Below are 25,185 nucleotides of genomic sequence, written 5' to 3'. Positions count from 1 at the left end.
CGTTCGGGCGCGGACGGTGAGCGGTTGAGCTGAGCGGGGCCGTACGGTCCCGCTCAGGTCAACCGTTCCCCCGTCGTCGGCGAGAAGAAGTACACCTGATCCGGCCGCGGCTGGAGGTACAGCTCCTCGCCCGGTCCGAACGGCCGGTGCCGGTCGACCCGCACCACGATGCGGCCGGTCGGTCCCTCCACGTACACGAACGACTCGGCCCCGAGTTCCTCGACCATCTCCGTCTTCGCGGTGAGCGAGCCCTTGCGCCAGGCGCCGACCAGCGTCCAGGATTCGGGGCGAACGCCCACGACGACCCGGCCTTCCGCACCGGCCGGCACCGGAATCCTCAGGTCGCCGAGGACGGCCCTGCGGTCCTCCACCGGGGCCTCCAGGAGATTCATCCCCGGTGAGCCGATGAAGCCCGCGACGAAGGTGTTGACCGGATCGTCGTACAGCTCACGAGGACTGGCGACCTGCTGCAGTACCCCGTCCCGCAGGACCGCGACACGATGACCCATCGTCATCGCCTCCACCTGATCGTGCGTGACGTACACGGTCGTGGTGCCGAGCCGACGTTGCAGTGCCGCGATCTGGGCCCGGGTACTCACGCGCAGCTTGGCGTCGAGGTTGCTCAGTGGCTCGTCCATGCAGAAGACCTGCGGGTGCCGGACGATAGCCCGGCCCATCGCGACCCGTTGCCGTTGCCCGCCGGACAGTTTCGCCGGCTTGCGGTCGAGGAGTTCCTCGAGTTCGAGCATGCGGGCGGCCTCGAGGACCTGCCGGGCGCGGTCCGCCTTGGGCACGCCCGCGTTCCGCAGGGCGAACCCCATGTTCTCGGCCACCGTCATGTTCGGATACAGCGCGTAGTTCTGGAAGACCATCGCCACGTCACGGCCGCTCGGTGGCACCCGGGTGACGTCCCGTCCCCCGATGAGGATGCGGCCACGCTCGACGGCCTCGAGCCCGGCGAGCATCCGCAGGCTGGTGGACTTGCCGCAGCCGGAAGGCCCGACGAGGACCAGGAACTCGCCGTCCTCGACCTCGAGATCGAGCAGGTCGACGGCAGGCTTGTCCGCTCCGGGGTAGCGGTGGGTGACGCCCGAGAAGTGTACGCCCGCCATCACTGCGGCAGCTTGGGTGAGATCTGGCGGTCGATGATCTGCTGCAACTGGTCCGCCACCGAGCCGAAGGTGCTTCTCACGTCGGCGTTCTGCAGCGCGACCTGTTCGAGGCCGGTGCCGATGATCTGGTCGCCGCCGGGGACGAACACCCGCGCATAGTCCTGGGACCGCGTGTGCGCCAGCTGGTCCACGGCCGTCCGGGCATTCGGGTTGGCGTCCAGGAAACTCTTCATCTCCGGATCCTCGGTGGCCGACTTGCGCACCGGCATGTATCCGACGCTCTGGGAGAAGTACGCGGTGTTCGCCCCGTTCGTGACGAAGTCGATGAACGTCAGGGCGTTCTTCTTCCGCTCGTCGGAGATCCGGGCGGGGATCGCCAGGCCCGCACCACCGGTGGGGCACCCGGGGTCGCCGGACGACGACGTCGGCAGGAAGGCCGTGCCGAAGTCGAAACCGGCATTGGCGGTGACGCCGGACAGGTCGCCCGTCGAGGCGATGGTGGATGCCAGAATGCCCGCGGAGAAGTCGTTGGCGATGTCGTTGGCAACTGCGGCGTAACGCTTCTCGTGGATCATGGACTTGAGGAACTCGCCGGCCTGCACGGTGCGGTCGTCGGTCATCGTGAGCCGCCACTGATCGGAGTAGCCTCCACCGAACGTCCAGATCGGTCCCTCGAAAGTCCAGCCCAGATAGTCCGTCGCGTTCCCCCAGCCGTGGGCGAACTTGCCTCCGCCCACCACTCGCTGCAGTTCCGGGCCCCACTCGTCGAACTCGGCCCAGGTCGCGGGCCCGCGATCCGGAAGTCCCGCCTGTTCCCAGATCTGTCGGTTGTAGTAGAACAGCGGCGTCGACCGCGCGTAGGGGAGCGCGAAGTGCTCGCCCTGGAACAGGTAGTCCGCCAGCAGGGAATCGACGTAGTCCCCGGAATCCACACCGACCTCGTCGAACAGCCCGTCGAGTGGTGTGATGGCGCCGGTGAGAGCGTAATTGAACCACCACACATCGGAGAGCACGATCACGTCCGGCAACTCGCCCCCGGACAGCGCGGCGTTGAACTTCTGCGACACTTCCTCGTAGTTCTTGCCTCCGGTCACGAGATCGACGGTGAGGTCCGGGTGCTGGGCCTCGAACCGCGCGATCAACTCACGCTCGACGTCCTGGGACTTGCCGGGGTGGTTCGACCAGAACGTGATGGTGTTCGCATCGCCGGATTCTCCGGAACTCGACCCCGTTCCCGCGCAGGCGGTGAGGGCCGCTCCGGCGGCCACCGCGCCGGCGAGGCCGAGGAAGTTGCGGCGGTTCATGACGGACGGATTCTGGTGGAACGTGGGATAACGCACGGGTGTCGACTCCTTCGAAGTCAGGTTCTCCGCCGATCACAGTGATCGGCGGCCGCCATTCAGCCTTTGACCGCACCGGAGGTGAGGCCCTTGATCATGTGTCGTTGCAGGAGCAGGAAGATCACCAGGATCGGCAGCATCGCCAGCACCGTCCCGGCCATGACCGGCCCCCAGTTGGTGAAGCCGTCGTTGTTCTGCAGCAAGGTCAGTCCGATCGGCAGCGGGGCCACCGAGGCGTCGTCGGACATGAGGAACGGCCAGAGGTACTCGTTCCATTCGTTGACGACGGTGATGATCCCGAATGCCACCATCGTCGGGATCGAGATGGGTAGCACCACCCGCCACAGCAGGCGCCCGTGGCCGGCACCGTCCATCCGCGCGGCCTCGACGACCTCCGTCGGTATCGACAGGAAGTGGTTCCGCATCAGGAAGGTGCCGAACGCGACCCCCGCGAGGGGGACGATGATCCCTTGGAACGTGTTCCGCCAGCCCCATTCCGCGACCAGTGCGTAGTTCGAGATGACCGTGATCTGGTTGGACACCATCAGCGCGCCGATGATCGTCAGGAACAACAGGTTCTTGCCCGGGAACCGGAGGAACACCAGCCCGTACGCACTGAGAGTGCCGAGCACGAACTTGATCGCCGCGAGAATCGTCGTGATGATCACCGAGTTCCGCAGGAACATCCAGAACGGGACACTCGTCGTCGCCTCCCGGTAGTTCTCGGGGTGGAACGTGCCCGGCCACCAGGTGACGGGCTGGACGTAGATGTCGGACCGTTCCTTGAACGAGGTCATCACTATCCAATACAGCGGGACCACCACCACCGCGAGCGCGAGGACCATCGCGACGTAGGCGAGTATCCGCACCGCGATCTTCCTGCGCTGCGCCGATCCGGCGTCCTGGGCGGGCACCGCTGCCGTCTGCGGACGCCGGAGAGTCGCGGTCACCGGTGATCACCCCGATCCATGATGCGTACCTGATACACGGTGATCGACAGCAGGACGAGGAACATGATCGTCGCGACCGTTGCGCCGTAGCCGGCCCGGAAGTTGCGGAACGTCTCGTTGTAGACCTGGTAGACCATCGTCGTCGTTCCGGTTCCCAGTGGCCCGCCACGGGTCATCACGTTGATGATGTCGAAGACCTGCAGGGAGTTCAGCATCACGGTGATGGACAGGAAGAACGTCGTCGGCCGCAATTGCGGGAGCACGACGTGCCGGAAGGTCGACCACCGGCCGGCGCCGTCGATCTCGGCGGCCTCCGAGAGCTCGGCCCGAAGCCCCTGCAGTGCAGCGAGATAGATGACGAAGGTGTACCCGAGGTTCTTCCACATGTAGGTGACCGTGACCATGAACAAGGCCCAGCCGGGGCTCTGGTAGAAGTCCGGGACGGTGAGTCCGACGCGATGCAGCAGATCCTGGACGAGCCCGAAGTTCGGATCGAAGACGAACTGGAACGCCACTCCGACGGCCGCACCGGAGATCACGAAGGGCGCGAAGATCGCGGACCGGACCAGGTTCCTGCCGAACAGCTTCCGGTCGAGCAGCATGGCCAGCGCGAGCCCGAGAACCATCGACCCGGCCACCGTGGCGACGGTGAACAGCACGGTGTTCGACACGATCTGCCAGGTGTCGCTGCGCCCCCACCATTCCCGGTAGTTGCCGAACCCGACGAACGTCGCCACCGGATCGGCGATGTTCCAGTCGAAGAAGGACAGCCGGATGTTGTCCACCAGGGGGCGATAGGTGAACAGGAACAGAAGAGCCAGGTTCGGCCCGACCAGAGCGAGGAACAGTACGTAGTCACGCCACGGTCGGCCGAGCACCTGTGGAACACGCTCGGGACTCGATCTCACTGCGGCAGTCTGGCCTTCGCGGACGAATAGCCGGTGAACCGGAACTGCCCGCCCACTGAACAGTGGGCGGGCAGTCGTCGATCAGGAGGTGATCGGGATGCAGTCGGTGACCGGGGGTGTCAGCGGTTCCAGTCGCCGAGTCCGTCGGAGCCGCTCAGCACGCCGCCGGCGGTGTTCTGCACGATCACCGGGTCACCGCGCCCGACGTTCTCGAAGAACCACTTTCCGTCCTCGGTACTGACGTTGAGGCAGCCGTGGCTGACGTTGCTGTAGCCCTGCTGGCTCACCGACCACGGTGCGGCGTGCACGAAGATCCCGCTGTAGGAGATCCGGGTCGCGTACTCGACATAGGTGCGGTAGCCCTCGGGCGAGTCAACCGGGACACCGTACGTCGACGAGTCCATGTACATGTCCCGCCGCTTCTCACCGACGATGTAGGTGCCGTTCGGGGTCTCGTAGCCGGGCTTGCCCAACGACGTCGGCATCGTCTTGACGACCTCGCCGTTGACCGTGACGGTGATCTGCTTGGTCGCGTCGTCCGCGACCGAGACCACGGCGTCACCGATGGAGAATGCCGAATGCGAGCCGCCCGCGTTCACCGTCACCTGGGTGTGGGCGGGCCAGAACTCGGTCGGCTTCCACCGCACCTGGCTGTCGTTGATCCAGTAGAACGCGCCGTCGACCTCGGGCGTCGTCGTGATCTCGATGGCACGCTCGGCCATACCCCGGTCGCCGATCGGCTCGTCGAAACGGAGTGCGATCGGCTGCGCGACGCCCACCACCTCGCCCGAGGCGGGGCTGATCGCGGGGGCCGAGAAGTTGGCCGGGCCGACGGACGGCTCCGCGGGGGCACCGGGCAACCCGGGAACACCGGGCAGTTCCGGCAGGGGTATCTCGGGCAGACCCGGAATCTCGGGCCCCCCGGGGAACAGTGGCGCCGCAGCGGACGGTCCGGCGAGGACCAGCCCGGATGCGAGCGCGCCGGCGAGAAGAACCGCGAAGCGGCTCCCGAACTTGCTCATGACAAACCTTCGTTCGACGCGTTGGTGCCGCGCGCCCGACTTCGCGCCGCTGATCGGAGTAGCCACCGAAGTGGCTGCTGTCATTCGACATCGAGAGACTACGTCACTCGAGAAGACATCGAGAGACTACGTCACCCGGGAGCCGTGTGGCTGAGGCCTCCGTCACTCCACGGGATCACACCGGGCTCATTCGCGGTGCGCCGCCGCCAGCATGTCCTCGATCCGCACGAGCTTGCGCCGAGGACGCCCGGTGGCTTTGCCCTCGTCGCGCTCCACACGGTCGATCGACTGCCAGCCGCGATAGTCGATCGCCTCCGGCGCCCGTTCGGCGAGCAGGGTCTCGAAGGCGTCGCGTTCCGCCGGATCGTGCAACCGCCCGGCCACGTAGTCGTCGACCAGCATCGACACCGTCTCCGCGGAGCAGTAGCGGTTGGTACCGATGACTCCGGTGGGGCCGCGTTTGATCCAGCCTGCGACGTACACACCGGGAAGCGGGCGCCCGGTTTCCGGGTCGATCACCCGGCCGTTCTCGTTGGGGATCACCCCACGGGCACCGTCGAACGGCACGTCCGGTACGGGAGTGCCCCGGTATCCGACCGAGCGCAGGACCAGTCCGGTCTCGATCGTCGACGTCTGTTCCGACGGCTCGGCGACGAGACGGCCCGTGGCATCGGCGACGAGTGCGTTGCGAACCACCCGCACCCCCTCGACGCCGGTGTCGCCGAGGACCTCGACGGGGGACACGAGGAAACGCAGGACGATGCGGCGCCGGGACGGATCGGGAGTGCGGGCGGCGAGTCCGGCGATCTGGGCGACCTTGAGCCGCACCGACGGTTCCGTGTCGCCGCTGTCGAGAAGCGCCCGGCTCGCGGGGTCGAGTTCCGCCTCGTCGGATTCGACCACGACGTCCACCCCGGCCATCTGGGTGAGCGCGAGCAGTTCCGGATTGGTGAATGCCGCCTGCGCCGGACCACGCCTGCCGAGCACCACCACTTCGCGCACGTTGCTCCGACGCAACGCCTCGAGTGCGTGGTCCGCGAGGTCGGTCTTCGCCAACTCCTCGGGATCGCTCACCAGGATCCGGGCCACGTCGAGGGCGACGTTGCCGTTGCCGACGATCACCACGCGTTCGGACGAGAGGTCGAAGGTGCGATCCGCGTAGTCCGGGTGGCCGTTGTACCAGGCGACGAATTCGGTGGCGGCGTGACTGCCCGGCAGTTCCTCGCCGGGAACACCCAGTGCCCGGTCGCCCGCCGCACCGACCGCGTAGAGGACGGCGTGGTGGTGGGACAGCAGTTCCTCGTGGGTGACGTCGCGGCCCACCTCGACGTTGAAATGGCAGCGCACACTGCGCTTGCCGACCGCGGCGCGGAACTGCTCGGTGACTCCCTTGGTTCCCGGGTGGTCGGGAGCGACCCCCGACCGCACCAACCCGTAGGGGGTGGGCAGGCGATCGAAGACGTCGACCTCGACGCGCGACGTCGACGTCAGTCCCATCGTCGCGTAGCAGGCTGCGGGGCCGGATCCCACGACGGCCACTCGCAGCACGTCTCGATCCTTCGGCACGGCCGGAGTGGTCACCGGTTCCGGCCAGTCCGGACCGGTCGGATGGGCGACGAACCAGTCGCGATTGATGTCGAGGTAGGGCTCGTCGTCCAGCACCAGATCGTTGTCCGGGACGATGGCCTCGACGGGGCACTCCTCGACGCACGCCCCGCAGTCGATGCAGGTGTCGGGATCGATGTACAGCATCTCGGTGGTGGCGAACTGTGGCTCGTCGGGTGTGGGATGGATGCAGTTGACGGGACACACGTCCACGCACGATGCGTCGTTGCAGCAAGGCTGCGTAATCACATAGGTCACGGCACTTCCCTCATCCACGACTCGCGCGACCCGATTCCTCGGAACGTCCTCAGGTCTCGGAACAGCCTCAGACTATAACGTGTTCCAGTTTTGCGCGAGCGTCTGCGCCATCGCCCCGAGCCGCGCCAGGCGGAGATCGCCGAGGGCCGTCAGCGAACTTCCCAGCCGGTTGGTGACGAATCCGAGCGACATGCCGGTGTCCAGGTCCGCGAACCCCCCGGACCCGCCGACGCCGTAGTGCCCGATCGCATTCTGCGGTTGCACCCGGGAGGCGAGAATCGGCCGGTGATAGCCGAGAGACCAGTTCGGCCGGACGGCCAGCACGTAGTCGCGGCCGCGGGCCTGCACCCTCGTACTCTCCTCGATGGTGGCGGGGTCGAGGAATCTGCGACCGCCGATCTCACCACCGTTCGCGATCGCCCCGTACATCCGGGCGACGGCGTCCGCGCTGAACACGCCGTTCCATCCGGGCATGACGGCGTCGTGCACCCGCGGGCTCCGCACGAGCAGGTCGAACCCGTCCGGCATGGCCGCCTCGGCGAGGCCTCGGGTGGGGGCCACGTGCGCGAGGATCGCGCTGGTGAACTGCCAGTTCAAACCACCGGGGTTGATGTGCGGGAACAGTTTCGCGATGCGACCCCGGTGCCCTTCGGGGACGCGGTACCAGTACTCGTCGATCCCCAAGGGGCCGGCGATCTCCTCGGCGACCACATCCTGGAACGGCTTGCCCGTGGCCCGGGCGACCAGTTCGGCGACCAGCCAGCCGTAGGTGACAGCGTGATATCCGGGTCCGTTCAACCGCCTCGGATCCGGACGGGCATTCGCGAGGGCCTCGATGACGGTGTCGTAGTCGAGCATGTCGAACGGTCCACTCAGCAGCCCACGGACCCGATGCAGGCCCGCGCGGTGCGTGAGCAGTTGCCGCACAGTGATCTCGGACTTGCCGTGCGCGGCGAACTCCGGCCAGTACCGCGCCAACGGCAGGTCGTAGTCGATGACGCCGCGTTGAGCCAGACGGTGCACCACCGTGCTCGCGACACCCTTGCCGGTGGAGAAGGACAGGGCGACGGTGTCACGGGACCATCGACGGTCCCGATCCGCCCAGCCGGCCCACACGTCGAGGACCTTCTCGCCGCGCACATAGACGACCAGGGCCCCGCCGCCCTGCTGTGGATTGCGGTACATCGAGAAGAAGCGGTCCGCGAGCGGCAGCAACCGCTGGTCCACCACCATCTCCGTCGGCACCGACCCCTGCGACGCCCGCACACTGCTCGTCACCAGAACCACCTCCGCTCGAACCCACTGGCCCCATTGTGACCTACAACACAACGCCTGTGTGCACCGGATGCCGTTTCAGCCGAGCGTCCAGGTGGAGACGCCATCGTGGAAACATGCCTGGCCTGCAAGCACCTTGACCGCGAGACCGAGCCCACCGGCACACGACACGCCCTGTTCGTCGTCCCCGGCGAAGGATTGGGCGCCGGGGCCACTGACGACGAACGCCCACCCCGGCGTCGAGGTCAGTGCGACACTGTCCGTTCCCACGGCGATCGCCACGCCGGCGCCGAGCCGCGCCTCGACCGCGCCCACGCCCCCGTCGAATCCCAGCGCCAGAGCCGACCCGTGGGTCGCGGCATCGGCGAAACCGACCCCGCCTGCACCGATCGCCAGGGAGTTGCCGGACACGTCCGAGATCGCCCGGCAGGCCGCGCGTCCGTCTGTCACCGCGGTATCGGTGCCCGGCGGCGAGACGCAGGTGGGGGCCGCGGTTGCGGTACCCGACCCGAGAAGAAGGGAGCCGACGACGGTAGCGGTGGCAACCGTGCCTGCGGCAATGACTGTCGAGCGATCCATCGTGGTGACCTCCGAGTCCGAAGGTACAGGGAATGCCACTCGAGCGGCGACCTCACGCTGTCCGCACGGACCTCCCCGCGCTTCGAGCCCATTCACGCGAACATCCTGGAGAAATCACAAGTTTCGGACGCAAATACGGTACTTGATCACGAAGAAGTACGGCGGCCGATTCCTCTACGATCACGCCCCGTGACCTCATTGCGCCCTCTGATCCCGGTGGTTCTGGTGTCTTCGGCCCTCGTCGCGGGCGCCTGCGCGACGACCCCGGACCGGACCGACCGGGCCGACACCCGAACCACCGCCGAGGCGGCCGCAGCCCCCGTCACCGCCAGGGACCAGATCGGATTCCTCCGCCCGATCGGCTCCTGCGGGGAGGTTGCCTGGGTGCTCTCCGACCTTCTCGGCGACCTCGTCGAGATCGACGCGGACGTCTCCGTCGAGGAGTATCGCTGCGCCTGGGGGCCCGAGGGCACCGTCGGCACCGATCCCGCCCGGACCGGCGCCCGAGTGGAGGGTACCGCCACGAACCCCGGATTCACCCCGGACGCCGTACGGGCCGCGCACACGTCGACGCTGCTCAGTTCCCCCGCCACCGAGGCGGCACGCGCCGTGGCCTACTCGAGGGACACCGCGACCACCCGCACCGTGGTCGTGGAGACTCCCGACGCCCGGGTCGAGGTGGTGCTCACCGGCGCACTGTCGGAATCCTCGGCCGACGCCGTACTCGCGGACCTGATGACCCTGATCGAACAACCCTGACTCCCGAACGGCGCCGAGTCCCGAACGGCGCCGACTCCCGAACGGCGCCGAACCGGACTACTTCCGGTCCCGGTCCCGGCTGGGCTGCACCCGTTTCGGCTCACCGGGCATCTTGGGGTAGTTCGGTGGATACGGTAGGTCGCCCAGCCCGGCCGCGGCATCGCGGTCCGCCCGCTCGAGCAGATCGTCCAGGCCGTGCACGTGCCGGTCCATCGCCGCCATCGGATCGCCCCGCCGCGCGAGCAGTGCGGGCACCGTCGCGATGGTGAAGTCGTCGGGATCGGTGTCGGCGAGTTCGTCCCAGGTGACCGGTGTCGAGACCGTCGCGATCGGAGTCTTGCGCGCGGAATAGGCCGAGGCGATCGTCTTGTCCCGATTGTTCTGGTTGTAGTCGAGGAAGATGCGCTCGCCGCGCTCCTCCTTCCACCACGCCGTCGTGGCGCGGCCCGCGCTGCGTCGCTCCACCTCACGGGCCAGCGCGATTCCGGCACGGCGCACCGTCACGAAGTCCCACCGCGGCTCGATCCGCAGGTACACGTGCAGCCCCCGGCCCCCGGAGGTCTTCGGGAAGCCGACCAGACCGAGCTCGTCCAACACGGGGCGCACGACGTCGAGGGCGAGGGACCGGGCGTCACCGAAGTCGGTTCCGGGCTGCGGATCCAGATCGAGCCGCAGCTCGTCGGGGTGGTCGACGTCGGGACAACGGACCGCCCACGGGTGGAACGTGATCGACCCGAGATTGGCCGCCCACACGATGTCGGCGGCGCCGCGCACACGCAGTACGTCGGCGGTCCGTCCCGAGGGGAAGGTGACCTGGCAGCTCGCCACGTGATCGGGCCGCTTCGCCGGCACACGCTTCTGGTAGATCTCCTCGCCCTCGACACCGTCCGGAAAACGCTGCAGGTGGGTGGGGCGGTCGTACAGCGCGCGCAGCAGTGCCCCCTCGGTGGCGACCGCGCGGTAGTACTCGACCAGATGGCGCTTCGTGCCGCCGTCCGCACCCAGGCGTGGGTAGTAGACCTTATCCGGGTTCGACAACCGTACCGCGATGCCGTCGACGTCGAGTTCCTCTGCCGGGCTTGCCATCAGGCCCCTCCTGCCAGGACGTCTGCGAGGTCGTAGCGAACCGGCACCTCGAGCTGGTCGAACGTGCAGTCGCGCGGCGGCTTGTCCGGGCGCCACCGCAGGAACCGGGCGGCGTGCCGGAACCGTGCCCCCTCCATCTGGTCGTAGGCGACCTCGAGCACCCGCTCGGGGCGCAGCGGCACCCAGCTACGGTCCACACCCGAACGCCACCGGGTCGCCTCGCCGTCGGCGACCACGTCCTCACCCATGCGCAGCGGCTGCAACTCGGCCAGCAGTTCCCGCCTGCGGACGTCGGTGAACGCGGAGGCGCCACCCACCATGACCAGTTCTCCGTCCGAATAGAGTCCCAGCAGCAGGGACCCGACCCCGAGTCCGTTCTTGTGCACTCGGTATCCGGCCAGGACGCACTCCGCCGTCCGGGCGTGCTTGACCTTGACCATGTCCCTCTTGCCCGGCACGTAGACGCCGTCCAGCCTCTTCGCGATCACACCGTCGAGCCCCGCGCCCTCGAACGTCTCGAACCACTCGGACGCGATCGCCGCGTCGCGGGTCGCGGCGGTCACGTGGCAGCTCGGCCCTCCGCCCACCGTCGCGACGAGTTCGTCCCGACGTGCCTCGAACACCTCGGCGGTGAGGTCTCGGTCCCCGAGCGCCAGCAGATCGAACCCGACGAACTGGGACGGTGTCTGCTCGGCCAGCAGGCGCACCCGGCTGTCCGCGGGGTGGATGCGTTCGGACAGCGCCTCCCAGTCGAGCCGGACGTGCCCGTCGCGATCCCTGGGGACCACCAACTCGCCGTCGACGACGCAACGGGAGGGGAGCTCGCGCCGGACCGCATCCACCATCTCGGGAAAATACCGAGCCAGGTCCTTCCCGCCGCGCGAGCCCAGCACCACCTCGTCGCCGTCACGGAAGACGATGGTGCGGAAGCCGTCCCACTTCGGCTCGTAGGACCACGCCGGCTCTCCTTCGGGCTGGGACGGCACGGCCGAGGCGGCCTTCGCCAGCATCGGCTGCAGGGGTGGCATGACGGGAAGGTGCACGAGGTCCATCCTGGCACCGAAACGGTGCCGTGGCGACGGAACCCGGACGGAAAGTCCGGGCGCGTGACGTCGGCCGGGCAGCTCTACAGCCAGCCGCGACGCTTGAACACCGTGTACAGGCAGATACAGATCAAGGCCATCAGCCCGACCGCGAACGGGTAGCCGAGATCCCAGTGCAGCTCCGGCATCAGGTCGAAGTTCATCCCGTAGACGGTCCCGATCAGCGTCGGAGCGAACAGAATCGCCGCCCAGGCCGAGACCTTCTTGATCTCCTCGTTCTGCGCATAGCTCGCCTCGGTCATGTTGCGCATCTCCTCGTTCTGCTCCTGCGAGACGAGAGTGGCGTTGACGGTGAGGATGTTGCCGAGCAGCTGACGGAAGCCGTCCGCCCGCTCGACGATGATCGTCGCGTGGTCGTTCACGTCACGCAGGTACCGCTGCAGCTCTTCGTCGGTCTGATACTTGGCGAAGCCCGCCGAGAGCGCCTGCAGGATGCCCAGCAGTGGCCGTGTCGCCCGCTGGAACTCGATGACCTCGCGCGTCAACTCGTAGATGCGGCGGGACACGCCGGGAGCGCCGGAGAACACCTCGGTCTCGATCTCGTCGATGTCGTTCTGCAGGCCGGCGACGACCGGCGCGTAACCGTCGACCACCGCGTCGAGAATCGCGTACAACACCGCCTCGGGCCCCAGGCGCAGCAGATCCGGGTCTCCTTCCATGCGGTCCCGCACGGTGGACAGATCGGGGGATTCACTGTGCCGCACCGTGAGTACGAACGTGGGGCCGCAGAACACGTGTAGCTCACCGAACTCGACGCTCTCGGTGTCGTCGTTGTAGCGGGCCGCCCGCAGCACGACGAACAACGTCTCGCCGTAGCGCTCGAGCTTGGGCCGCTGGTGCGCCGAGATCGCATCCTCCACTGCGAGTTCGTGAAGATCGAACTCCTTTGCCGCGGAGTACAGTTGATCATCAGTCGGACGGTACAGCCCGATCCACGCCATCGACGAGCTGTCCGGGACACTCGACAGCGCCTCCCCGAGCGTCGCCGGGCTCGCGATGCGCTTCCCGTCCCGATAGACGGCGCTGTTGACGACGGTGGACTCGATCGGCCCGGGCGAGACCGGCGGCCTGCGAGGCGTCGCGTGATCGTCGTACGGTTCGGTGAGACCGGCCGAACGGAGTGGGAGCAATGCTCGGAGTGGACGCTTTTCACGCATGGCGACAAGTACTTTCGGGTGTGATTCTGGACAGATACACGAAAGTGAAACCAGCGCACCCGGGTAGGAACGCCGATTTCAGCCGATACTCGGAGGTCGACTGTTGTTCACGCAGCCACACCTCCCTGTCGTCCTTGCCAGTTATCCGGATGGGCCTGCCGCGAAGCCACGATCACGATACTCTTCGCAGCGCGCTCGCGCACACGCTGTCGCGCGACGAGGCGATTCGCGTCTGCCCACGACGGAGAACCCTCTTCTCCCGCCCCTTGTTTCGAACATTCTTTCGAGGTAATGTTCGTGTATGGGGTATCAGGGGGATCGTTTCCGGGAGCGGACCAGTCGTGAGTTGTTGTGTGACGCTGTCGCGTTGAGTGCCCGAATCGCGTCGTTCGAGGCGCAGCGGGTGGCTGTGGTCGCCGAGGTGGAACGCCGGTGTACGCGGGTGGATCATGGTTTCGCGTCGACGAAGGGGTGGTTGTCGTCGGTGACGGTGGTGTCGCCGGGTGCGGCGGGGCGGATCGTGGAACTCGGTGCCGGGTTGGCGGAGCATCCCGCGGTGGCGGAGGCGTTCGATGCGGGTCGGATCGCGTTCGAGCATGCGTTGCTGATTGTCCGGTTCTGCACGAAGCCTCCGAAAGGGATGCCCGCGGAGGCGTTGCCGGGGTGTGTGGCGGCGTTGCTGGCGGCGGCGGACGGGCCGTTGGCGCGTACCGACGGAGTGCGCACGGCGGTTGCGAAGTTGGAGGCGATCTTCGAATCCGATGACCAGCCCGCGTCGGAGGACACCGACCGTAACGAGCTGTACGTGTCGAAGACGTTGAATGGTCGGGTCGCGATTCGTGGTGACGTGGACGCGGTGACCGGGGAGATGCTGCTGACCGCCCTGTCGAAATTCTCGGCCCCACAGCTCGCAGCGGACGGGACACGTGACCCGCGCACGCCGTCCCGACGCCGCGCGGACGGACTCGCCCAGTCGTTGTCGATGCTGCTCGCGTTCGGCGAGCTGGGGGTCGAGGGCGGGGAACGTCCGCACCTGTCGGTACACGTACATGCGCGGGACCTGGGCCAGGACCGGCGGGAAGAGTATGCCCGCAGAACACGGCCGGCCGACAGCACAGACACGCACCCCGCCGATCCTGCTGGTCTTGCCGAGGTGCGGGGTATCGCGTGGTCGCCGTGGATGGGGCCACTCACGGTCAACACCGCACGCCTCCTCGGCTGCGATGCGAACGTCACCGCAATCGTCCTCGACGAGCACGGCGCACCGCTGAGTGTGGGACGCACCCACCGCACCGTCACCAGGGCCCAACGCACAGCGCTCGCCGCCCGCGACGGTGGCTGCGCGTTCCCGGGCTGCGGAGCTACCGCCGCCTGGTGCGAGGGCCACCACATCACGCATTGGGCAGACGGCGGACCCACCGACCTCGACAACCTCGTGTTGCTCTGCGGCACCCACCACCGACTACTCCACACCACCGACTGGGACGTGACGATCGGCAAGACCAGGCACCCGGTATTCACCCCACCGGCGAGCGTCGACCCGACACGAAAACCGATACCGACCAGGAACAGAACCACCACACTCCACCGTCGCCGGGGCACCCACACGGGGCATCCCACCCGGGAAAGGCCCCCGGTCGTGACGAAGGTACGCGCGCCGGCCACGTGAGAGCGGCCGAGTCACGATCCCGACTCCCGGACCATGAGGTCAGGGATCAGGGGATCAGTCCGTGCCTGCGCGCCTCGACGACAGCTTCGTGGCGGCTCCTCACGTCGAGCTTGGCCATGAGGTTGCGCATGTACGTCTTCACGGTCTGAGTGCTCAACGACAGCCGCTCACCGATCTCCGCATTCCGGCATCCGAGCGCCACGTAGTTCAGCACGTCGCGTTCGCGTCGAGAGAGGGCGATCGGTGAGGCAGACGACTCGCCGGAGACGAGGCGCCGTAACGCGTCCTCCACCTGGCGAAATCGGGCCTCCAACTCCGGATCCTCGAGTCGGCCCACGAGTTCCCCGAGTACCACGCAATTCTCCGCGATACCGGCGCGCAGACGCGGATCCTCGACGTCGTCCCGGCCACCGGCCGCGGGCGGCGGGTCGACGGCGGCCTTCAACATCGCCGTGCGGCGGTCCACTTCGTCGCGAATCTCGATCTCACGTGCCAGCGCCGCCGCAGACGTCGCCACCGTTTCGGTCGCCCGATCCCCGAGAGGAAGGTTCTCCCGCAGTCCGCCGTAGAGGGTGCCCCTCGTCCTCCCCCGCACCACGACGGGCACCGCCAGGAGCGTCTCGATTCCCTCGCGCCGCACCGGGGCGTCGTACTCGTGGGTGATTCGTCGAGAGTTGAAGTAGCCCTGGATGCCGACCGGGCGTCGCTCGACCATCGCTCGCCCACCCACACCGCATTCGGCGTCGATCACCAGGTCACGGCAGGACCGTGCTCCGTGTCCCCACGAAACCGGACAACGTCAGCTGTCCCTCCTCCACGACACCACCGAACAGGACGGGAAACGCCGTGCGCCCTCGCAGCCGCCTCAACTCGCCACGCACCGCATCCTGATCGCTCGGCCTGAGCACGCCGTTCGCAACCATGACCAACTCCGTCTCGGATCACATCCCCCGCTACCTACCCACTTCGGAGGGTAGCGACGCCCCTGTGACGACTTCTACCGTCCTTCCAGTCCTGTCGCGCCGATCACAGTTCGTGTTCCATCTGATTTCCGGAGGTTTCGTTGCCCGGCCCCACCCACACATCGGCCCACCGCACGCCACTCAGCCCGCTGCGTTTCCTCGAGCGTTCGGCCGGCGTGTTCCCCGACCGCACCGCGGTGATCCACGGAGATCGCCGGTACACCTATCGCGAGTTCGGAGACGAGGTGGAGCGGTTCGCACGTGCCCTGCGCAGCAGGATCGAACCAGGCGATCGCGTGGCGTTCCTCGCGCCCAACGTCCCGGAACTACTGTTCGCTCACTTCGCCGTTCCCCTGGCCGGCGGGATACTCATCGCACTCAATTCCCGCCTCGCCCCGGCAGAGTTGGAGTACATCCTCGATCATTCCGGCACGAGAATCCTGTTCGTCGATTCCGAGTTCCTCGGGGCCACCTCGACTGCGCGCGCACACGTGCCCGGCCTCGACGAGATCATCGAGGTACCGGATTCCACCGTCTCCGTACCGGAGATCGACGGGATCGAGTCCACGCCGTACACGGAGTTCCTTTCCACCGGAACGAATCTCGAAGACACACCACTGCATTGGGGTGTCGAGGACGAGGATCAGGTCCTCGCGATCAACTACACCTCCGGCACCACCGGCCGCCCCAAGGGGGTGATGTACACCCACCGAGGGGCGTATCTGAACTCGCTGGGGGAGACGTTCCACAACGGCTTCACCGGATCCACGAAATACCTGTGGACCCTGCCGATGTTCCACTGCAACGGCTGGTGCACGCCGTGGGCCGTCACGCAGGCAGGCGGAACGCACGTATGCCTGCGTGCGGTGCGCGAGGATTCGATCTGGGATGCCATCGACGATCTGGGGATCACCCACCTGTGTGGCGCACCCGCCGTGTGCTCGACGATCGCCGGATCGCCGCGCGCCCATCGGGTCGACTCCCTGCGAATCACCACCGCGGGTGCGCCGCCGTCGCCGACCGTCATCGCCCGCCTCGAGGCGATCGGCGTCACCGTCGTCCACGTGTACGGACTCACCGAGGTGTACGGCCCATACACGATCTGCGAGTACCAGGATGCGTGGGACGGGGCAACTCCCGACGAGCGTGCGGCCCTGCTGTCGCGCCAGGGCGTCGGAATGGTGCAGGCCGAAACCGTGCGGGTGGTCGACGAGCAGATGAACGACGTCCCCGCCGACGGAGAGTCGCTGGGTGAGATCGTGCTGCGCGGCAACAACGTGATGGCCGGCTACTACCGTGACCCGGAAGCGACGGCCGAGGCGTTCGCCGGCGGCTGGTTCCACACCGGTGACCTGGGTGTCATGCATCCCGACGGCTATGTCCAACTCAAGGATCGCGCGAAGGACATCGTGATCTCCGGCGGAGAGAACATCTCCACGGTCGAGGTCGAGCAGGCTCTCCTCTCGCACCCGGCCGTCCTCGACGTCGCCGTCGTCGGTGTGCCGCACCCGAAATGGGGCGAACGGCCCAAAGCGTTCGTGGTACTCGAGAAGGGTCGGGCTCTGACGGCCGACGAGTTGATCGCGCACGCCCGCGAGCGGATCGCGCGGTTCAAGGTGCCCGAGGAGTTCGTCTTCCCCCTCGAACTGCCCCGCACCCCCACCGGCAAGGTCCTCAAGTTCGCGCTCCGCGCCGGGTGAGACCGGGACCGAGCCGACGGGGCACGATGACCGCACGAGGGCAGGGCGTGCGAGGGCAGGGCGTGCGAGGGCAGGGTGTGATACTGACAGGCATGACCGAACGCAGCGAGAGTGGCGGCGCGGACCCGGATTTCCGCGTCCACGTCGTCACCCAAGCGATCCGGCTGTTCGCGGAGAACGGCTACGAGTCGACCACGGTCGACCAGATCGCGGCCGCCGCGGGCGTGTCCCGGCGCACCTTCTTCCGGCAGTTCCGGTCCAAGGAAGACGTGATCTTCGCCGACCACGAATCGCTGCTCCAGCACGTCGGCGAGTTCCTGGCACGCTCCGGCCAGGCACGTGACCCGTGGGCGATCGTCTGCGAGGCCGCGGGCGTCGTGTTCGCCCGCTTCCGCGAGAACCGCGATCTGTCGTACCGGCGCTATCAGGTGGTCCAACAGGTTCCCGCGTTGCGCGAACGCGAGATCGTCACGGGCTACCGCTACGAGCGCCTGTTCGTCGAGTATCTGCGCCCCGCCCTCCCCGACGAACCCGTGCTGCGGGTCGTGGGCTTCGCCGCCGCCGTCACCGCCTGCCACAACTACCTGCTCCGCGGAATGATCAAGGGCGACCCGGACACCACTGCCGAGGCACTCGATGCCGCGCTGCTCGACGTGCGCAGGACGTACGGCGTCGCGCCGGACAGCCGGGTGGAGGACGAGGTCGTCGTGCTCCGGTATCCGAGCGGCACCACGATCGACGACATCACCGGCGCGCTGCGTGCACGGCTCACCGAGGAGGAGGCCTGATGCCGGCTCCCTCCCGTGTCGTGGCGTGGGGCCTGTTCGCGTCGTGGCTGGTACACGACCTGGAGGAGTCGGCGACCATGCCCGCGACGTCGCGGGTGCTCGCCTCCCGGCTGGCCGAGTCGTCGTCGCCCGTCGCGCGTGCGCTCGGCGAAAGAGTGGTCACCACACACCGCGAATCCGCCGTCGCGATCGCACTCATGGGGACACTCGTCGCCACCGCCGCGGCACGGGGTGCGCGCACCGGTGGACGGGACCGGTTCTTCCAGGCCGTTCTCGCCGGACTGCACGGGCACGTCCTCACTCATCTCGGAGCGAGTGTGGCCCTACGCGGCTACTCGACCGGCGTCGTCACCGCGGTCACGGTGGTGCTGCCCTACAGCCTGTGGGCACGTCGGCAGCTACGGACCAGAGGAGTCCTCGTCGAGGGCAACGGCCCGTACGCGGAGGGCGTCGCCGTGCTCGTTCCGGCAGTGCTCGGAGTCCACGGCGCGGCCCGTCTACTGCGGCGCAGGTGAGCGATCACGCACTTGACTGGCACTCAGTGCCGTGGTTGACTGGCTCGAAGTGGCCGAAGTGTGCCCGAACACCGCCAACCGGCCGCACCACCCGTGGCACCGAGTGCCTCCACTCGATGCCGTCGATACCCATCGAGGAGCATTCATGGCCGGGAATCCGGACTTCGACCTGTTCAAGTTGAACGAAGAGCACGAGGAACTGCGTGCCGCGATCCGCGCGCTCTCCGAGAAGGAGATCGCGCCGTACGCGAAGGACGTCGACGGCAACGCCCGCTTCCCGGAGGAGGCGCTGACCGCGCTGGTCAACTCCGGTTTCAACGCCGTGCACGTGCCCGAGGAGTACGACGGCCAGGGCGCCGACTCCGTGGCCACCTGCATCGTCATCGAGGAGGTCGCCCGCGTCTGTGGTTCGTCTTCCCTGATCCCGGCCGTCAACAAGCTCGGCACGATGGGCCTGATCCTCAACGGCTCCGAGGAGCTCAAGCAGCAGGTCCTTCCCACCCTCGCTTCCGGCGAGGCGATGGCGTCCTACGCGCTGTCCGAGCGCGAGGCCGGTTCGGATGCGGCGAGCATGCGTACCCGCGCCAAGCAGGACGGCGACGACTGGATCCTCAACGGATCGAAGTGCTGGATCACCAACGGCGGCAAGTCCACCTGGTACACCGTCATGGCGGTCACCGACGCCGAGAAGGGTGCCAACGGCATCTCCTCGTTCATCGTCCACAAGGACGACCCGGGCTTCGTCGTCGGACCGCTCGAGCACAAGCTGGGCATCAAGGGTTCCCCCACCGCCGAGCTGTACTTCGAGAACTGCCGCATCCCCGGCGACCGGATCATCGGCGAGCCCGGCACCGGCTTCAAGACGGCACTGCAGACGCTCGACCACACCCGTCCGACCATCGGCGCGCAGGCCGTCGGTCTCGCCCAGGGCGCCCTCGACGCCGCGATCGCATACACCAAGGACCGCAAGCAGTTCGGCAAGTCCGTCAGCGACTTCCAGGCCGTGCAGTTCATGCTCGCCGACATGGCGATGAAGGTCGAGGCCGCACGCCTGATGGTCTACACCTCCGCTGCTCGTGCCGAGCGCGGCGAGAAGAACCTGGGCTTCATCTCGGCTGCCGCGAAGTGCTTCGCCTCGGACGTGGCGATGGAGGTCACCACCGACGCCGTGCAGCTGTTCGGCGGCGCCGGATACACCACCGACTTCCCGGTCGAGCGCATGATGCGTGATGCCAAGATCACGCAGATCTACGAGGGCACCAACCAGATTCAGCGCGTCGTCATGTCTCGCGCGCTGCTCAAGTGAGGACAGTTGTGGAGAAAGTAGGAGTTATCGGCGGCGGCACCATGGGTGCCGGTATCGCCGAGGTCTGTGCCAAGTCCGGCAGCGAGGTCATCGTCGTCGAGACCAAGCAGGAGTTCGCGGACGCGGCGAAGGCACGGATCGAGAAGTCGATCGGCCGTGGCGTCAAGGCCGGCAAGCTCAGCCAGGAGGATGCCGACGCGGCGCTCGCCCGGGTGACGGTGACGCTGAAACTGGAGGATCTCGCCGACCGCGACCTCGTGATCGAGGCGGCCCCCGAGGTCGAGTCCATCAAGACCGACATCTTCGCCAAGCTCGACACCATCGTGAAGCCGTCCGGCATCCTGGCGACCAACACGTCGTCGATCCCGGTCATCAAGATGGCGCAGGCGACGAACCGTCCCGGTCAGGTCGTCGGCGTGCACTTCTTCAATCCGGTGCCGATCATGCCGCTGGTCGAGGTCATCTCGGCACTGACCACCGAGGAAGAAGCCGCCACGGCGGTGTACGACTACGTGAAGAACACGCTCGGCAAGACCGCGGTGCGGGCCGGGGACCGGGCAGGCTTCATCGTGAACGCCCTGCTCATCCCGTACCTGACGTCCGCGGTGCGGATGCTCGAATCGGGTTACGCGACGAAGGAAGACATCGACGCGGCGATGAAGGGCGGCGCCGGGTACCCGATGGGCCCGTTGACGCTCATCGACACCGTGGGGCTGGACATCACGCTCAACGCCGCACAGTCGCTGTACGACGAGTTCGCCGAGCCGCACTACGCGCCTCCGGCGCTGCTGCGCCGCATGGTCGAGGCGGGACGCCTGGGCAAGAAGTCCGGAAAGGGCTTCTACGACTACAGCTGACCTCCCGAGACAGCGTCTCCAGAGGCCAGCTCGATCCTGAAGCGACGGCGCCCACGGTGATCCGTGGGCGCCGTCGTCGTCTCCGTACCCCCGCACGCGCATTCTGCAGCCGCACAACGACTTGCCGAGACGACATGCCGAGGCTCGCAGAATCGGTGTGCGGCTGTGGCGCGAGACCCGGCACTCACCCCTCGCGCACGCCGTACCCCATGTACGAGATCGCGGTGCTGCGCACCTGCCCGAAATCGAAGCGACGGCTCACCTCTCCGTAGCCGAGCCGGCCGCGCGCGGCGCGTGCCATGTCGACCAGGCGCATCGGGTTCCACGACCGCGGCCCCAGCCCCACGACCTCTCCGACGCCGATTCCGTGCGTGTCCAACATCGTCTCGAGTTCGCGTGGCCGCACGTACATCGACCAGTCGTGAATCGGGGTGTCGAACATCCTCGTCAGACGCCACTCCTGCATCAGGCGAATGGTGACGAGACGACTCACGAAGGTGCGGTTGATGGTGTCGAAGAAGTAGAGGCCGCCCGGCCGCAGGACCCTGGCGGTCTCCGCGAGCACGGCACCGAGGTCCTCGACGTGCTCGAGCACGTCACAGCAGTAGACGACGTCGAAGCTCGCGTCCGGGACCGGGAGCCGCTCCCCTGCCGCCCGGCAGTAGTCGATCGGCAGGTCCCCGCCGGCGTGAGCCCGCGCGGCACGCAGGGACACCCCGGACGGGTCGATGCCGACGACACGCACACCCAGCCCCGCGAACTGCTCTGCGAGAAAACCTCCGCCACAACCGATGTCGAGGGCGCGACGGCCGGAGTGCCCGACACCCCACCGGCGATCCAGCACCGACCGGAAGTACGCGAACCGGCCCGCAGTGAGGCTGCCGTGGAGAAGATTGAGCGGGTTGTCCTCGGACCACCAGGTCTGCCCGGTGCGGTTGTAGACATCGTTGTCGATCGTTCGGTCGTCGATCGTTCGGTCGTCGATCGTTCGGTTGTCGATCGTTCGGTTGTCGATCATTCGCTCGACACCACCTCGTCGCTGCTGCTGTGTCTTCGCTCTCGGCGTCGTTCCATCGTCACATGCCCCTGCCCCACGTGCAGGGAAACCCCGCCCGCCCCCACGCTGAGGGGAGCACGATGGTGCCATGACGTCTCCCGGCCTCGCCCTGCACTCGCGCCGCGGCCGGTGGGTGGTCGCCGCCACGGTGCTGGGGTCGAGTCTGGCGATGCTGGACGGAACGATCGTCAACGTCGCGCTCCCGCACATCGGCGAGGACCTGGGCGCGTCGATGTCCGGGCTGCAGTGGACCCTGAGCGGATACACCCTGGCGTTGGCGGCGCTGATCCTGCTGGGTGGCGCGCTCGGGGACCGGATGGGCCGTCGGCGGATCTTCGTGATCGGCACCGTCTGGTTCGCGGTCGCGTCGGCGCTGTGTGCGCTCGCCCCGGATGTCACGATGCTGGTGGTCGCGCGTGTGCTGCAGGGGGTCGGGGCTGCCCTGCTGACGCCCGGGAGCCTCGCGATCATCAACGCGAGCATCCAGGAGGACGACCGGGGCGCCGCGATCGGGCTGTGGTCCGGGCTCGGCGGTATCGCGAGCGCGATCGGCCCGCTGATCGGCGGCTGGCTCGTCGAGTCCGTCGGCTGGCGCGCGGTGTTCCTGATGAACCTGCCCCTCGCCGTGGTGGTGGTGTGGGTGGCGTTGCGGCACGTTCCGGAGAGCCGCGATCCGGATGCCCCGGACAAGCTGGACGTCGTCGGCTCGGTGCTGGCGGTGCTGGGCCTGGGGCTGATCACGTACGGGCTGATCGAGGTTCGTCCGCTGTTCACCGTCGCGGGCCTGCTGGCGATGGCGGTGTTCGTCCAAGTGGAGCGTACGTCGCCGCACGCACTGGTACCGCCGTCTCTGTTCCGTTCACGCGTGTTCACCGCCGCGAACCTCGTGACGTTCGCGGTGTATGCGGCGCTCGGCGGAGTCTTCTTCCTGCTGCTCATGCAGTTGCAGATCGTCGCCGGGTACTCACCGATCGAGGCGGGCGCCGCCACCATTCCCATCACCCTGCTGATGCTGGTCCTGTCGGCCCGGGCCGGTCGCTATGCCCAGCACCACGGGCCGCGGCTGCTGATGACGGTCGGCCCGGCAATCGCCGCCGCCGGACTGCTGTTGATGCTCCGGATCGGACCGGATGCGTCGTACGTGATCGACGTGTTGCCGGGCGTGCTCGTCTTCGGTCTCGGGCTGTCCGCACTCGTCGCGCCGTTGACGGCCGCGGTCCTCGGCTCGGTTCCCGTGGTGCAGTCGGGCATCGCGTCCGGTGTCAACAACGCGATCGCGCGCACCAGCCAGCTCCTCGCGGTGGCGGCGCTGCCCGCGCTGGCCGGAATCAGCGGCATCGGCGTCGGGCAGTCGGAACAGTTCAGCCACGGATTCCGGGTTGCCATGCTGATCTGCGTGGGGTTGCTCGCCGTCGGTGCCGTGGTGGCCGGCGTGCTGATCCGCAATCCGGCGACACCGCCGGAGGACGACACCGTGGCGACCGTGCCCCGCTGCGACGTCACCGGCCCGGCTGTCGCCCCGGGTCCGCAATATCCGGGTCCGCAATATCCGCAATATCATGGAGAACGTGGCAACCCCTGAATCCGCTACCAGCCGGGTGGACAGCTGGACGTGGGCGGTGCGCTTGTTCAAGACCCGTTCCGCTGCGGCCTCCGCATGCCGCGGCGGCCACGTCCGGGTCAACGGAGCGACGGCGAAACCTGCGCAGCCGGTCAAGGCCGGCGACGAGGTGCGGATCCGCAGCGCGGGCACCGAGCGGATCGTGACGGTCACCCGCACGATCACCAAGCGGGTGGGTGCTCCGGTCGCCGTCGAGTGCTACACCGACCACACGCCACCGCCCCCGCCGCGTGAGCTGTTCGCGGCGCTTCCGGTACGTGACCGGGGCGCCGGACGTCCCACCAAGCGCGAGCGCCGCGAGATCGACCGGCTGCGCGGCTTCTGAGCTGCCACCCGAGATGCCGCAGGGTCACATCCGGGAGAAGACGTCCAGGCCCCGCTGGAATCCGGCCAGGCGCTCGGCCAGTCCGTGGTGCCCGCCGTTGACGAGCTCGGACACCCGCACGATCCCGGCGTTGTCGGCAGCCTGGTTGAGGTTGCGCGAGGTCCAGTACCAGACCGCGGTGGAGAAGGCGTGCTCGGGCGCGGCGACCAGTTCGGGGTGGGAGACGAAGTCGATACCGGTGGCCTGGCTCACGCTCTCGTAGTTGTGCCGGCCCGTCACCTGGATGGCGCCGCGGCCCTTGTAGCGCTCACCGTCGCCCGGCTGGGTGTTGCCCAGATCGGCGCGGCCCTCGTAGGCGCGACCGGACGCGTACTCCTCGAAGGTACGGAACGAGTCGGACTCGACGAGCAGCTGCGCGACGAATGCCGCCTTGCGGATCGGGCTGTCGATACCCCCGCTGACCATCGCGGCGTTCAGCGGAGCCGCGTAGGTGGCCAGCTTGTCCGCCGGAATCTGCGGCACGATCGCGGCGAGTTGCTCGGGCGTGATGAACGTCGGCGTCTCCGGTTCCGCCTCGGCGGCTTCTGCCGCCGCCTGCTCGGCCTGGGCAGCAGCATCCGCAACGCGGGCCTGCTGGCCGGGGAGTGTGAGCGCCACGAGCAGCTGGCGCGGGTCGTAGGGGCTCGTCACCGGGGCCTCCCCCCGTTCTGCGGCTGCGGGGGCAGCAGCCGGGGCCGGGGAGGCGAGGGAGGCCGCCGCCGGCAGGGTGGGGCCGACGGTGGCCGCGGCCTCGGGAGTGGCGTGTGCCACAGCAGCGCTGCTGGTGGCCAGGACAGTGGTCGCCGCGGCGGCGAAACCGATTCGACGTGCGTATGTTGAAACGTGCAAGGGACGTGCTCCAAGATTTCGGCCGAGTCATCGACCTTCCGAAACTGAGATGCGGGTGTTGCCGGGGAAGCGAATGTTCCCTCGATGGTCACCAACGCGTCGCAAATGGGTCACAACCAGGTAACGGTGCAGGTCGCGAGGTTTCAAGGAATCGAGACCAGGGCCACATCCAGCCGGCTTTCTGAGATCCAGATCACTCTCACGTCGCTCGAACCCCCGTCCCGGACGCCACCGGTCCCCCGCCCCGAAGGCGCCGCCCACAGTCCCCGTCCGGCAACGCCGCGAACTGCGACGACACGGACGGAAGAAGTCACATCAGTTGCCGCAGAGCACTATTCGTGGA

22 protein-coding genes and 1 pseudogene are annotated in these 25,185 nt (G+C 67.8%); 9 read left to right on the top strand and 14 right to left on the bottom strand.

Translation table 11 applies throughout. From position 1 onward, the window contains the following. Positions 1–53: 53 nt before the first annotated feature. The 8 genes from G4H71_RS12555 to G4H71_RS12520 form a co-directional block, all read right to left on the bottom strand. Positions 54–1,112 carry an ABC transporter ATP-binding protein gene (locus G4H71_RS12555; protein ID WP_072737131.1) on the bottom strand — a complete coding sequence of 353 codons (1,059 nt, stop codon included), beginning with the start codon at positions 1,110–1,112 and terminating at the stop codon, positions 54–56. Next, a complete protein-coding gene (locus G4H71_RS12550; protein WP_072737277.1) occupies positions 1,112–2,416 on the bottom strand; it encodes an ABC transporter substrate-binding protein in 1,305 nt (434 codons plus the stop codon). Before G4H71_RS12550 ends, G4H71_RS12555 begins: the two co-directional genes overlap by 1 nt. Before the next feature lie 95 nt (positions 2,417–2,511). After that, the gene (locus G4H71_RS12545) at positions 2,512–3,402 is read right to left on the bottom strand and encodes a carbohydrate ABC transporter permease (RefSeq protein WP_072737132.1); all 891 of its coding nucleotides are present in this window, start codon (positions 3,400–3,402) and stop codon (positions 2,512–2,514) included. Further along, the gene (locus G4H71_RS12540) at positions 3,399–4,310 is read right to left on the bottom strand and encodes a carbohydrate ABC transporter permease (protein ID WP_072737133.1); all 912 of its coding nucleotides are present in this window, start codon (positions 4,308–4,310) and stop codon (positions 3,399–3,401) included. Before G4H71_RS12540 ends, G4H71_RS12545 begins: the two co-directional genes overlap by 4 nt. Before the next feature lie 119 nt (positions 4,311–4,429). Beyond that, positions 4,430–5,332, bottom strand: a complete 903-nt coding sequence (locus G4H71_RS12535; protein ID WP_072737134.1) for a L,D-transpeptidase — start codon at positions 5,330–5,332, stop codon at positions 4,430–4,432. 186 nt (positions 5,333–5,518) lie between these two features. Beyond that, the gene (locus tag G4H71_RS12530) at positions 5,519–7,195 is read right to left on the bottom strand and encodes an FAD-dependent oxidoreductase (protein ID WP_072737278.1); all 1,677 of its coding nucleotides are present in this window, start codon (positions 7,193–7,195) and stop codon (positions 5,519–5,521) included. 72 nt (positions 7,196–7,267) lie between these two features. Continuing rightward, positions 7,268–8,428 (bottom strand): serine hydrolase domain-containing protein, encoded by a 1,161-nt coding sequence (locus G4H71_RS12525; protein WP_139183219.1) that lies wholly within the window; start codon positions 8,426–8,428, stop codon positions 7,268–7,270. A 120-nt stretch (positions 8,429–8,548) separates the two neighbouring features. Further along, on the bottom strand, positions 8,549–9,049 hold the full coding sequence (locus tag G4H71_RS12520) for a DUF6764 family protein (RefSeq protein WP_072737135.1): 501 nt from the start codon (positions 9,047–9,049) through the stop codon (positions 8,549–8,551). 189 nt (positions 9,050–9,238) lie between these two features. On the opposite strand from G4H71_RS12520, the gene G4H71_RS12515 reads away from it, so the two are divergent. Beyond that, the gene (locus G4H71_RS12515) at positions 9,239–9,808 is read left to right on the top strand and encodes a hypothetical protein (protein WP_139183198.1); all 570 of its coding nucleotides are present in this window, start codon (positions 9,239–9,241) and stop codon (positions 9,806–9,808) included. 57 nt (positions 9,809–9,865) lie between these two features. On the opposite strand, the gene G4H71_RS12510 is transcribed toward G4H71_RS12515, so the two are convergent. The 3 genes from G4H71_RS12510 to G4H71_RS12500 all read right to left on the bottom strand — a co-directional run bounded on the left by G4H71_RS12510 (position 9,866) and on the right by G4H71_RS12500 (position 13,154). After that, positions 9,866–10,894, bottom strand: coding sequence for a DNA polymerase domain-containing protein (locus G4H71_RS12510; protein WP_072737137.1), 1,029 nt, complete (start codon positions 10,892–10,894; stop codon positions 9,866–9,868). Continuing rightward, positions 10,894–11,937, bottom strand: a complete 1,044-nt coding sequence (locus tag G4H71_RS12505) for an ATP-dependent DNA ligase (RefSeq protein ID WP_072737280.1) — start codon at positions 11,935–11,937, stop codon at positions 10,894–10,896. Before G4H71_RS12505 ends, G4H71_RS12510 begins: the two co-directional genes overlap by 1 nt. Before the next feature lie 83 nt (positions 11,938–12,020). Further along, on the bottom strand, positions 12,021–13,154 hold the full coding sequence (locus tag G4H71_RS12500; protein WP_072737138.1) for a magnesium and cobalt transport protein CorA: 1,134 nt from the start codon (positions 13,152–13,154) through the stop codon (positions 12,021–12,023). Between the two features lie 301 nt (positions 13,155–13,455). Here G4H71_RS12500 and G4H71_RS12495 point away from each other — a divergent pair, with 301 nt between their 5' ends. Next, complete coding sequence (locus G4H71_RS12495; RefSeq protein WP_072737139.1) at positions 13,456–14,823, top strand: HNH endonuclease signature motif containing protein; 1,368 nt, start codon at positions 13,456–13,458, stop codon at positions 14,821–14,823. A 46-nt stretch (positions 14,824–14,869) separates the two neighbouring features. Here G4H71_RS12495 and G4H71_RS12490 read toward each other — a convergent pair. Next, positions 14,870–15,746: pseudogene (locus G4H71_RS12490) on the bottom strand (helix-turn-helix transcriptional regulator). Positions 15,747–15,886: 140 nt separating this feature from the next. On the opposite strand from G4H71_RS12490, the gene G4H71_RS12485 reads away from it, so the two are divergent. The 5 genes from G4H71_RS12485 (at position 15,887) to G4H71_RS12465 (ending at position 20,951) form a co-directional block, all read left to right on the top strand. Further along, the gene (locus G4H71_RS12485) at positions 15,887–17,485 is read left to right on the top strand and encodes an acyl--CoA ligase family protein (protein ID WP_072737140.1); all 1,599 of its coding nucleotides are present in this window, start codon (positions 15,887–15,889) and stop codon (positions 17,483–17,485) included. Positions 17,486–17,577: 92 nt separating this feature from the next. Continuing rightward, positions 17,578–18,273, top strand: a complete 696-nt coding sequence (locus G4H71_RS12480) for a TetR family transcriptional regulator (protein WP_072737281.1) — start codon at positions 17,578–17,580, stop codon at positions 18,271–18,273. Beyond that, positions 18,273–18,788 (top strand): HXXEE domain-containing protein, encoded by a 516-nt coding sequence (locus G4H71_RS12475; protein WP_217631310.1) that lies wholly within the window; start codon positions 18,273–18,275, stop codon positions 18,786–18,788. The genes G4H71_RS12480 and G4H71_RS12475 overlap by 1 nt, the downstream gene beginning before the upstream one ends. 145 nt (positions 18,789–18,933) lie before the next feature. Beyond that, positions 18,934–20,094, top strand: coding sequence for an acyl-CoA dehydrogenase (locus tag G4H71_RS12470; RefSeq protein WP_072737141.1), 1,161 nt, complete (start codon positions 18,934–18,936; stop codon positions 20,092–20,094). An 8-nt stretch (positions 20,095–20,102) separates the two neighbouring features. Then, positions 20,103–20,951, top strand: coding sequence for a 3-hydroxybutyryl-CoA dehydrogenase (locus tag G4H71_RS12465; RefSeq protein ID WP_072737142.1), 849 nt, complete (start codon positions 20,103–20,105; stop codon positions 20,949–20,951). A 184-nt stretch (positions 20,952–21,135) separates the two neighbouring features. Here G4H71_RS12465 and ubiG read toward each other — a convergent pair whose 3' ends face one another. Further along, complete coding sequence (gene ubiG / locus G4H71_RS12460; protein WP_083342980.1) at positions 21,136–21,969, bottom strand: bifunctional 2-polyprenyl-6-hydroxyphenol methylase/3-demethylubiquinol 3-O-methyltransferase UbiG; 834 nt, start codon at positions 21,967–21,969, stop codon at positions 21,136–21,138. 127 nt (positions 21,970–22,096) lie between these two features. On the opposite strand from ubiG, the gene G4H71_RS12455 reads away from it, so the two are divergent. Together G4H71_RS12455 and hslR are read left to right on the top strand one after the other, a co-directional pair. Then, entirely contained in the window at positions 22,097–23,590 is a 1,494-nt protein-coding gene (locus tag G4H71_RS12455; RefSeq protein WP_072737143.1) for an MFS transporter, read from the top strand. Continuing rightward, positions 23,577–23,954, top strand: coding sequence for an Hsp15 family ribosome-associated heat shock protein (hslR, locus tag G4H71_RS12450; RefSeq protein ID WP_246442183.1), 378 nt, complete (start codon positions 23,577–23,579; stop codon positions 23,952–23,954). Before G4H71_RS12455 ends, hslR begins: the two co-directional genes overlap by 14 nt. 24 nt (positions 23,955–23,978) lie before the next feature. On the opposite strand, the gene G4H71_RS22605 is transcribed toward hslR, so the two are convergent. Continuing rightward, positions 23,979–24,842, bottom strand: coding sequence for a glycoside hydrolase family 19 protein (locus tag G4H71_RS22605; RefSeq protein ID WP_246442195.1), 864 nt, complete (start codon positions 24,840–24,842; stop codon positions 23,979–23,981). Between the last annotated feature and the right edge of the window lie 343 nt (positions 24,843–25,185).

The sequence above is a fragment of the Rhodococcus triatomae genome (assembly GCF_014217785.1).
GTDB classification, from domain to species: Bacteria; Actinomycetota; Actinomycetes; order Mycobacteriales; family Mycobacteriaceae; genus Rhodococcus_F; species Rhodococcus_F triatomae.
This window is presented reverse-complemented; position numbering and strand designations above follow the sequence as displayed.

Excerpts from the sequence above, each read along its gene's own strand:
- G4H71_RS12480 (WP_072737281.1), top strand. The coding sequence starts at position 17,578 with ATGACCGAACGCAGCGAGAGTGGCGGCGCGGACCCGGATTTCCGCGTC.
- G4H71_RS12475 (WP_217631310.1), top strand. The coding sequence starts at position 18,273 with ATGCCGGCTCCCTCCCGTGTCGTGGCGTGGGGCCTGTTCGCGTCGTGG.
- G4H71_RS12510 (WP_072737137.1), bottom strand. The coding sequence starts at position 10,894 with ATGGCAAGCCCGGCAGAGGAACTCGACGTCGACGGCATCGCGGTACGG.
- G4H71_RS12455 (WP_072737143.1), top strand. The coding sequence starts at position 22,097 with ATGACGTCTCCCGGCCTCGCCCTGCACTCGCGCCGCGGCCGGTGGGTG.
- G4H71_RS12520 (WP_072737135.1), bottom strand. The coding sequence starts at position 9,049 with ATGGATCGCTCGACAGTCATTGCCGCAGGCACGGTTGCCACCGCTACC.
- ubiG (WP_083342980.1), bottom strand. The coding sequence starts at position 21,969 with ATGATCGACAACCGAACGATCGACAACCGAACGATCGACGACCGAACG.
- G4H71_RS12535 (WP_072737134.1), bottom strand. The coding sequence starts at position 5,332 with ATGAGCAAGTTCGGGAGCCGCTTCGCGGTTCTTCTCGCCGGCGCGCTC.
- G4H71_RS12495 (WP_072737139.1), top strand. The coding sequence starts at position 13,456 with ATGGGGTATCAGGGGGATCGTTTCCGGGAGCGGACCAGTCGTGAGTTG.
- G4H71_RS12555 (WP_072737131.1), bottom strand. The coding sequence starts at position 1,112 with ATGGCGGGCGTACACTTCTCGGGCGTCACCCACCGCTACCCCGGAGCG.
- G4H71_RS12550 (WP_072737277.1), bottom strand. The coding sequence starts at position 2,416 with ATGAACCGCCGCAACTTCCTCGGCCTCGCCGGCGCGGTGGCCGCCGGA.
- G4H71_RS12500 (WP_072737138.1), bottom strand. The coding sequence starts at position 13,154 with ATGCGTGAAAAGCGTCCACTCCGAGCATTGCTCCCACTCCGTTCGGCC.
- G4H71_RS12525 (WP_139183219.1), bottom strand. The coding sequence starts at position 8,428 with ATGGTGGTGGACCAGCGGTTGCTGCCGCTCGCGGACCGCTTCTTCTCG.
- G4H71_RS12470 (WP_072737141.1), top strand. The coding sequence starts at position 18,934 with ATGGCCGGGAATCCGGACTTCGACCTGTTCAAGTTGAACGAAGAGCAC.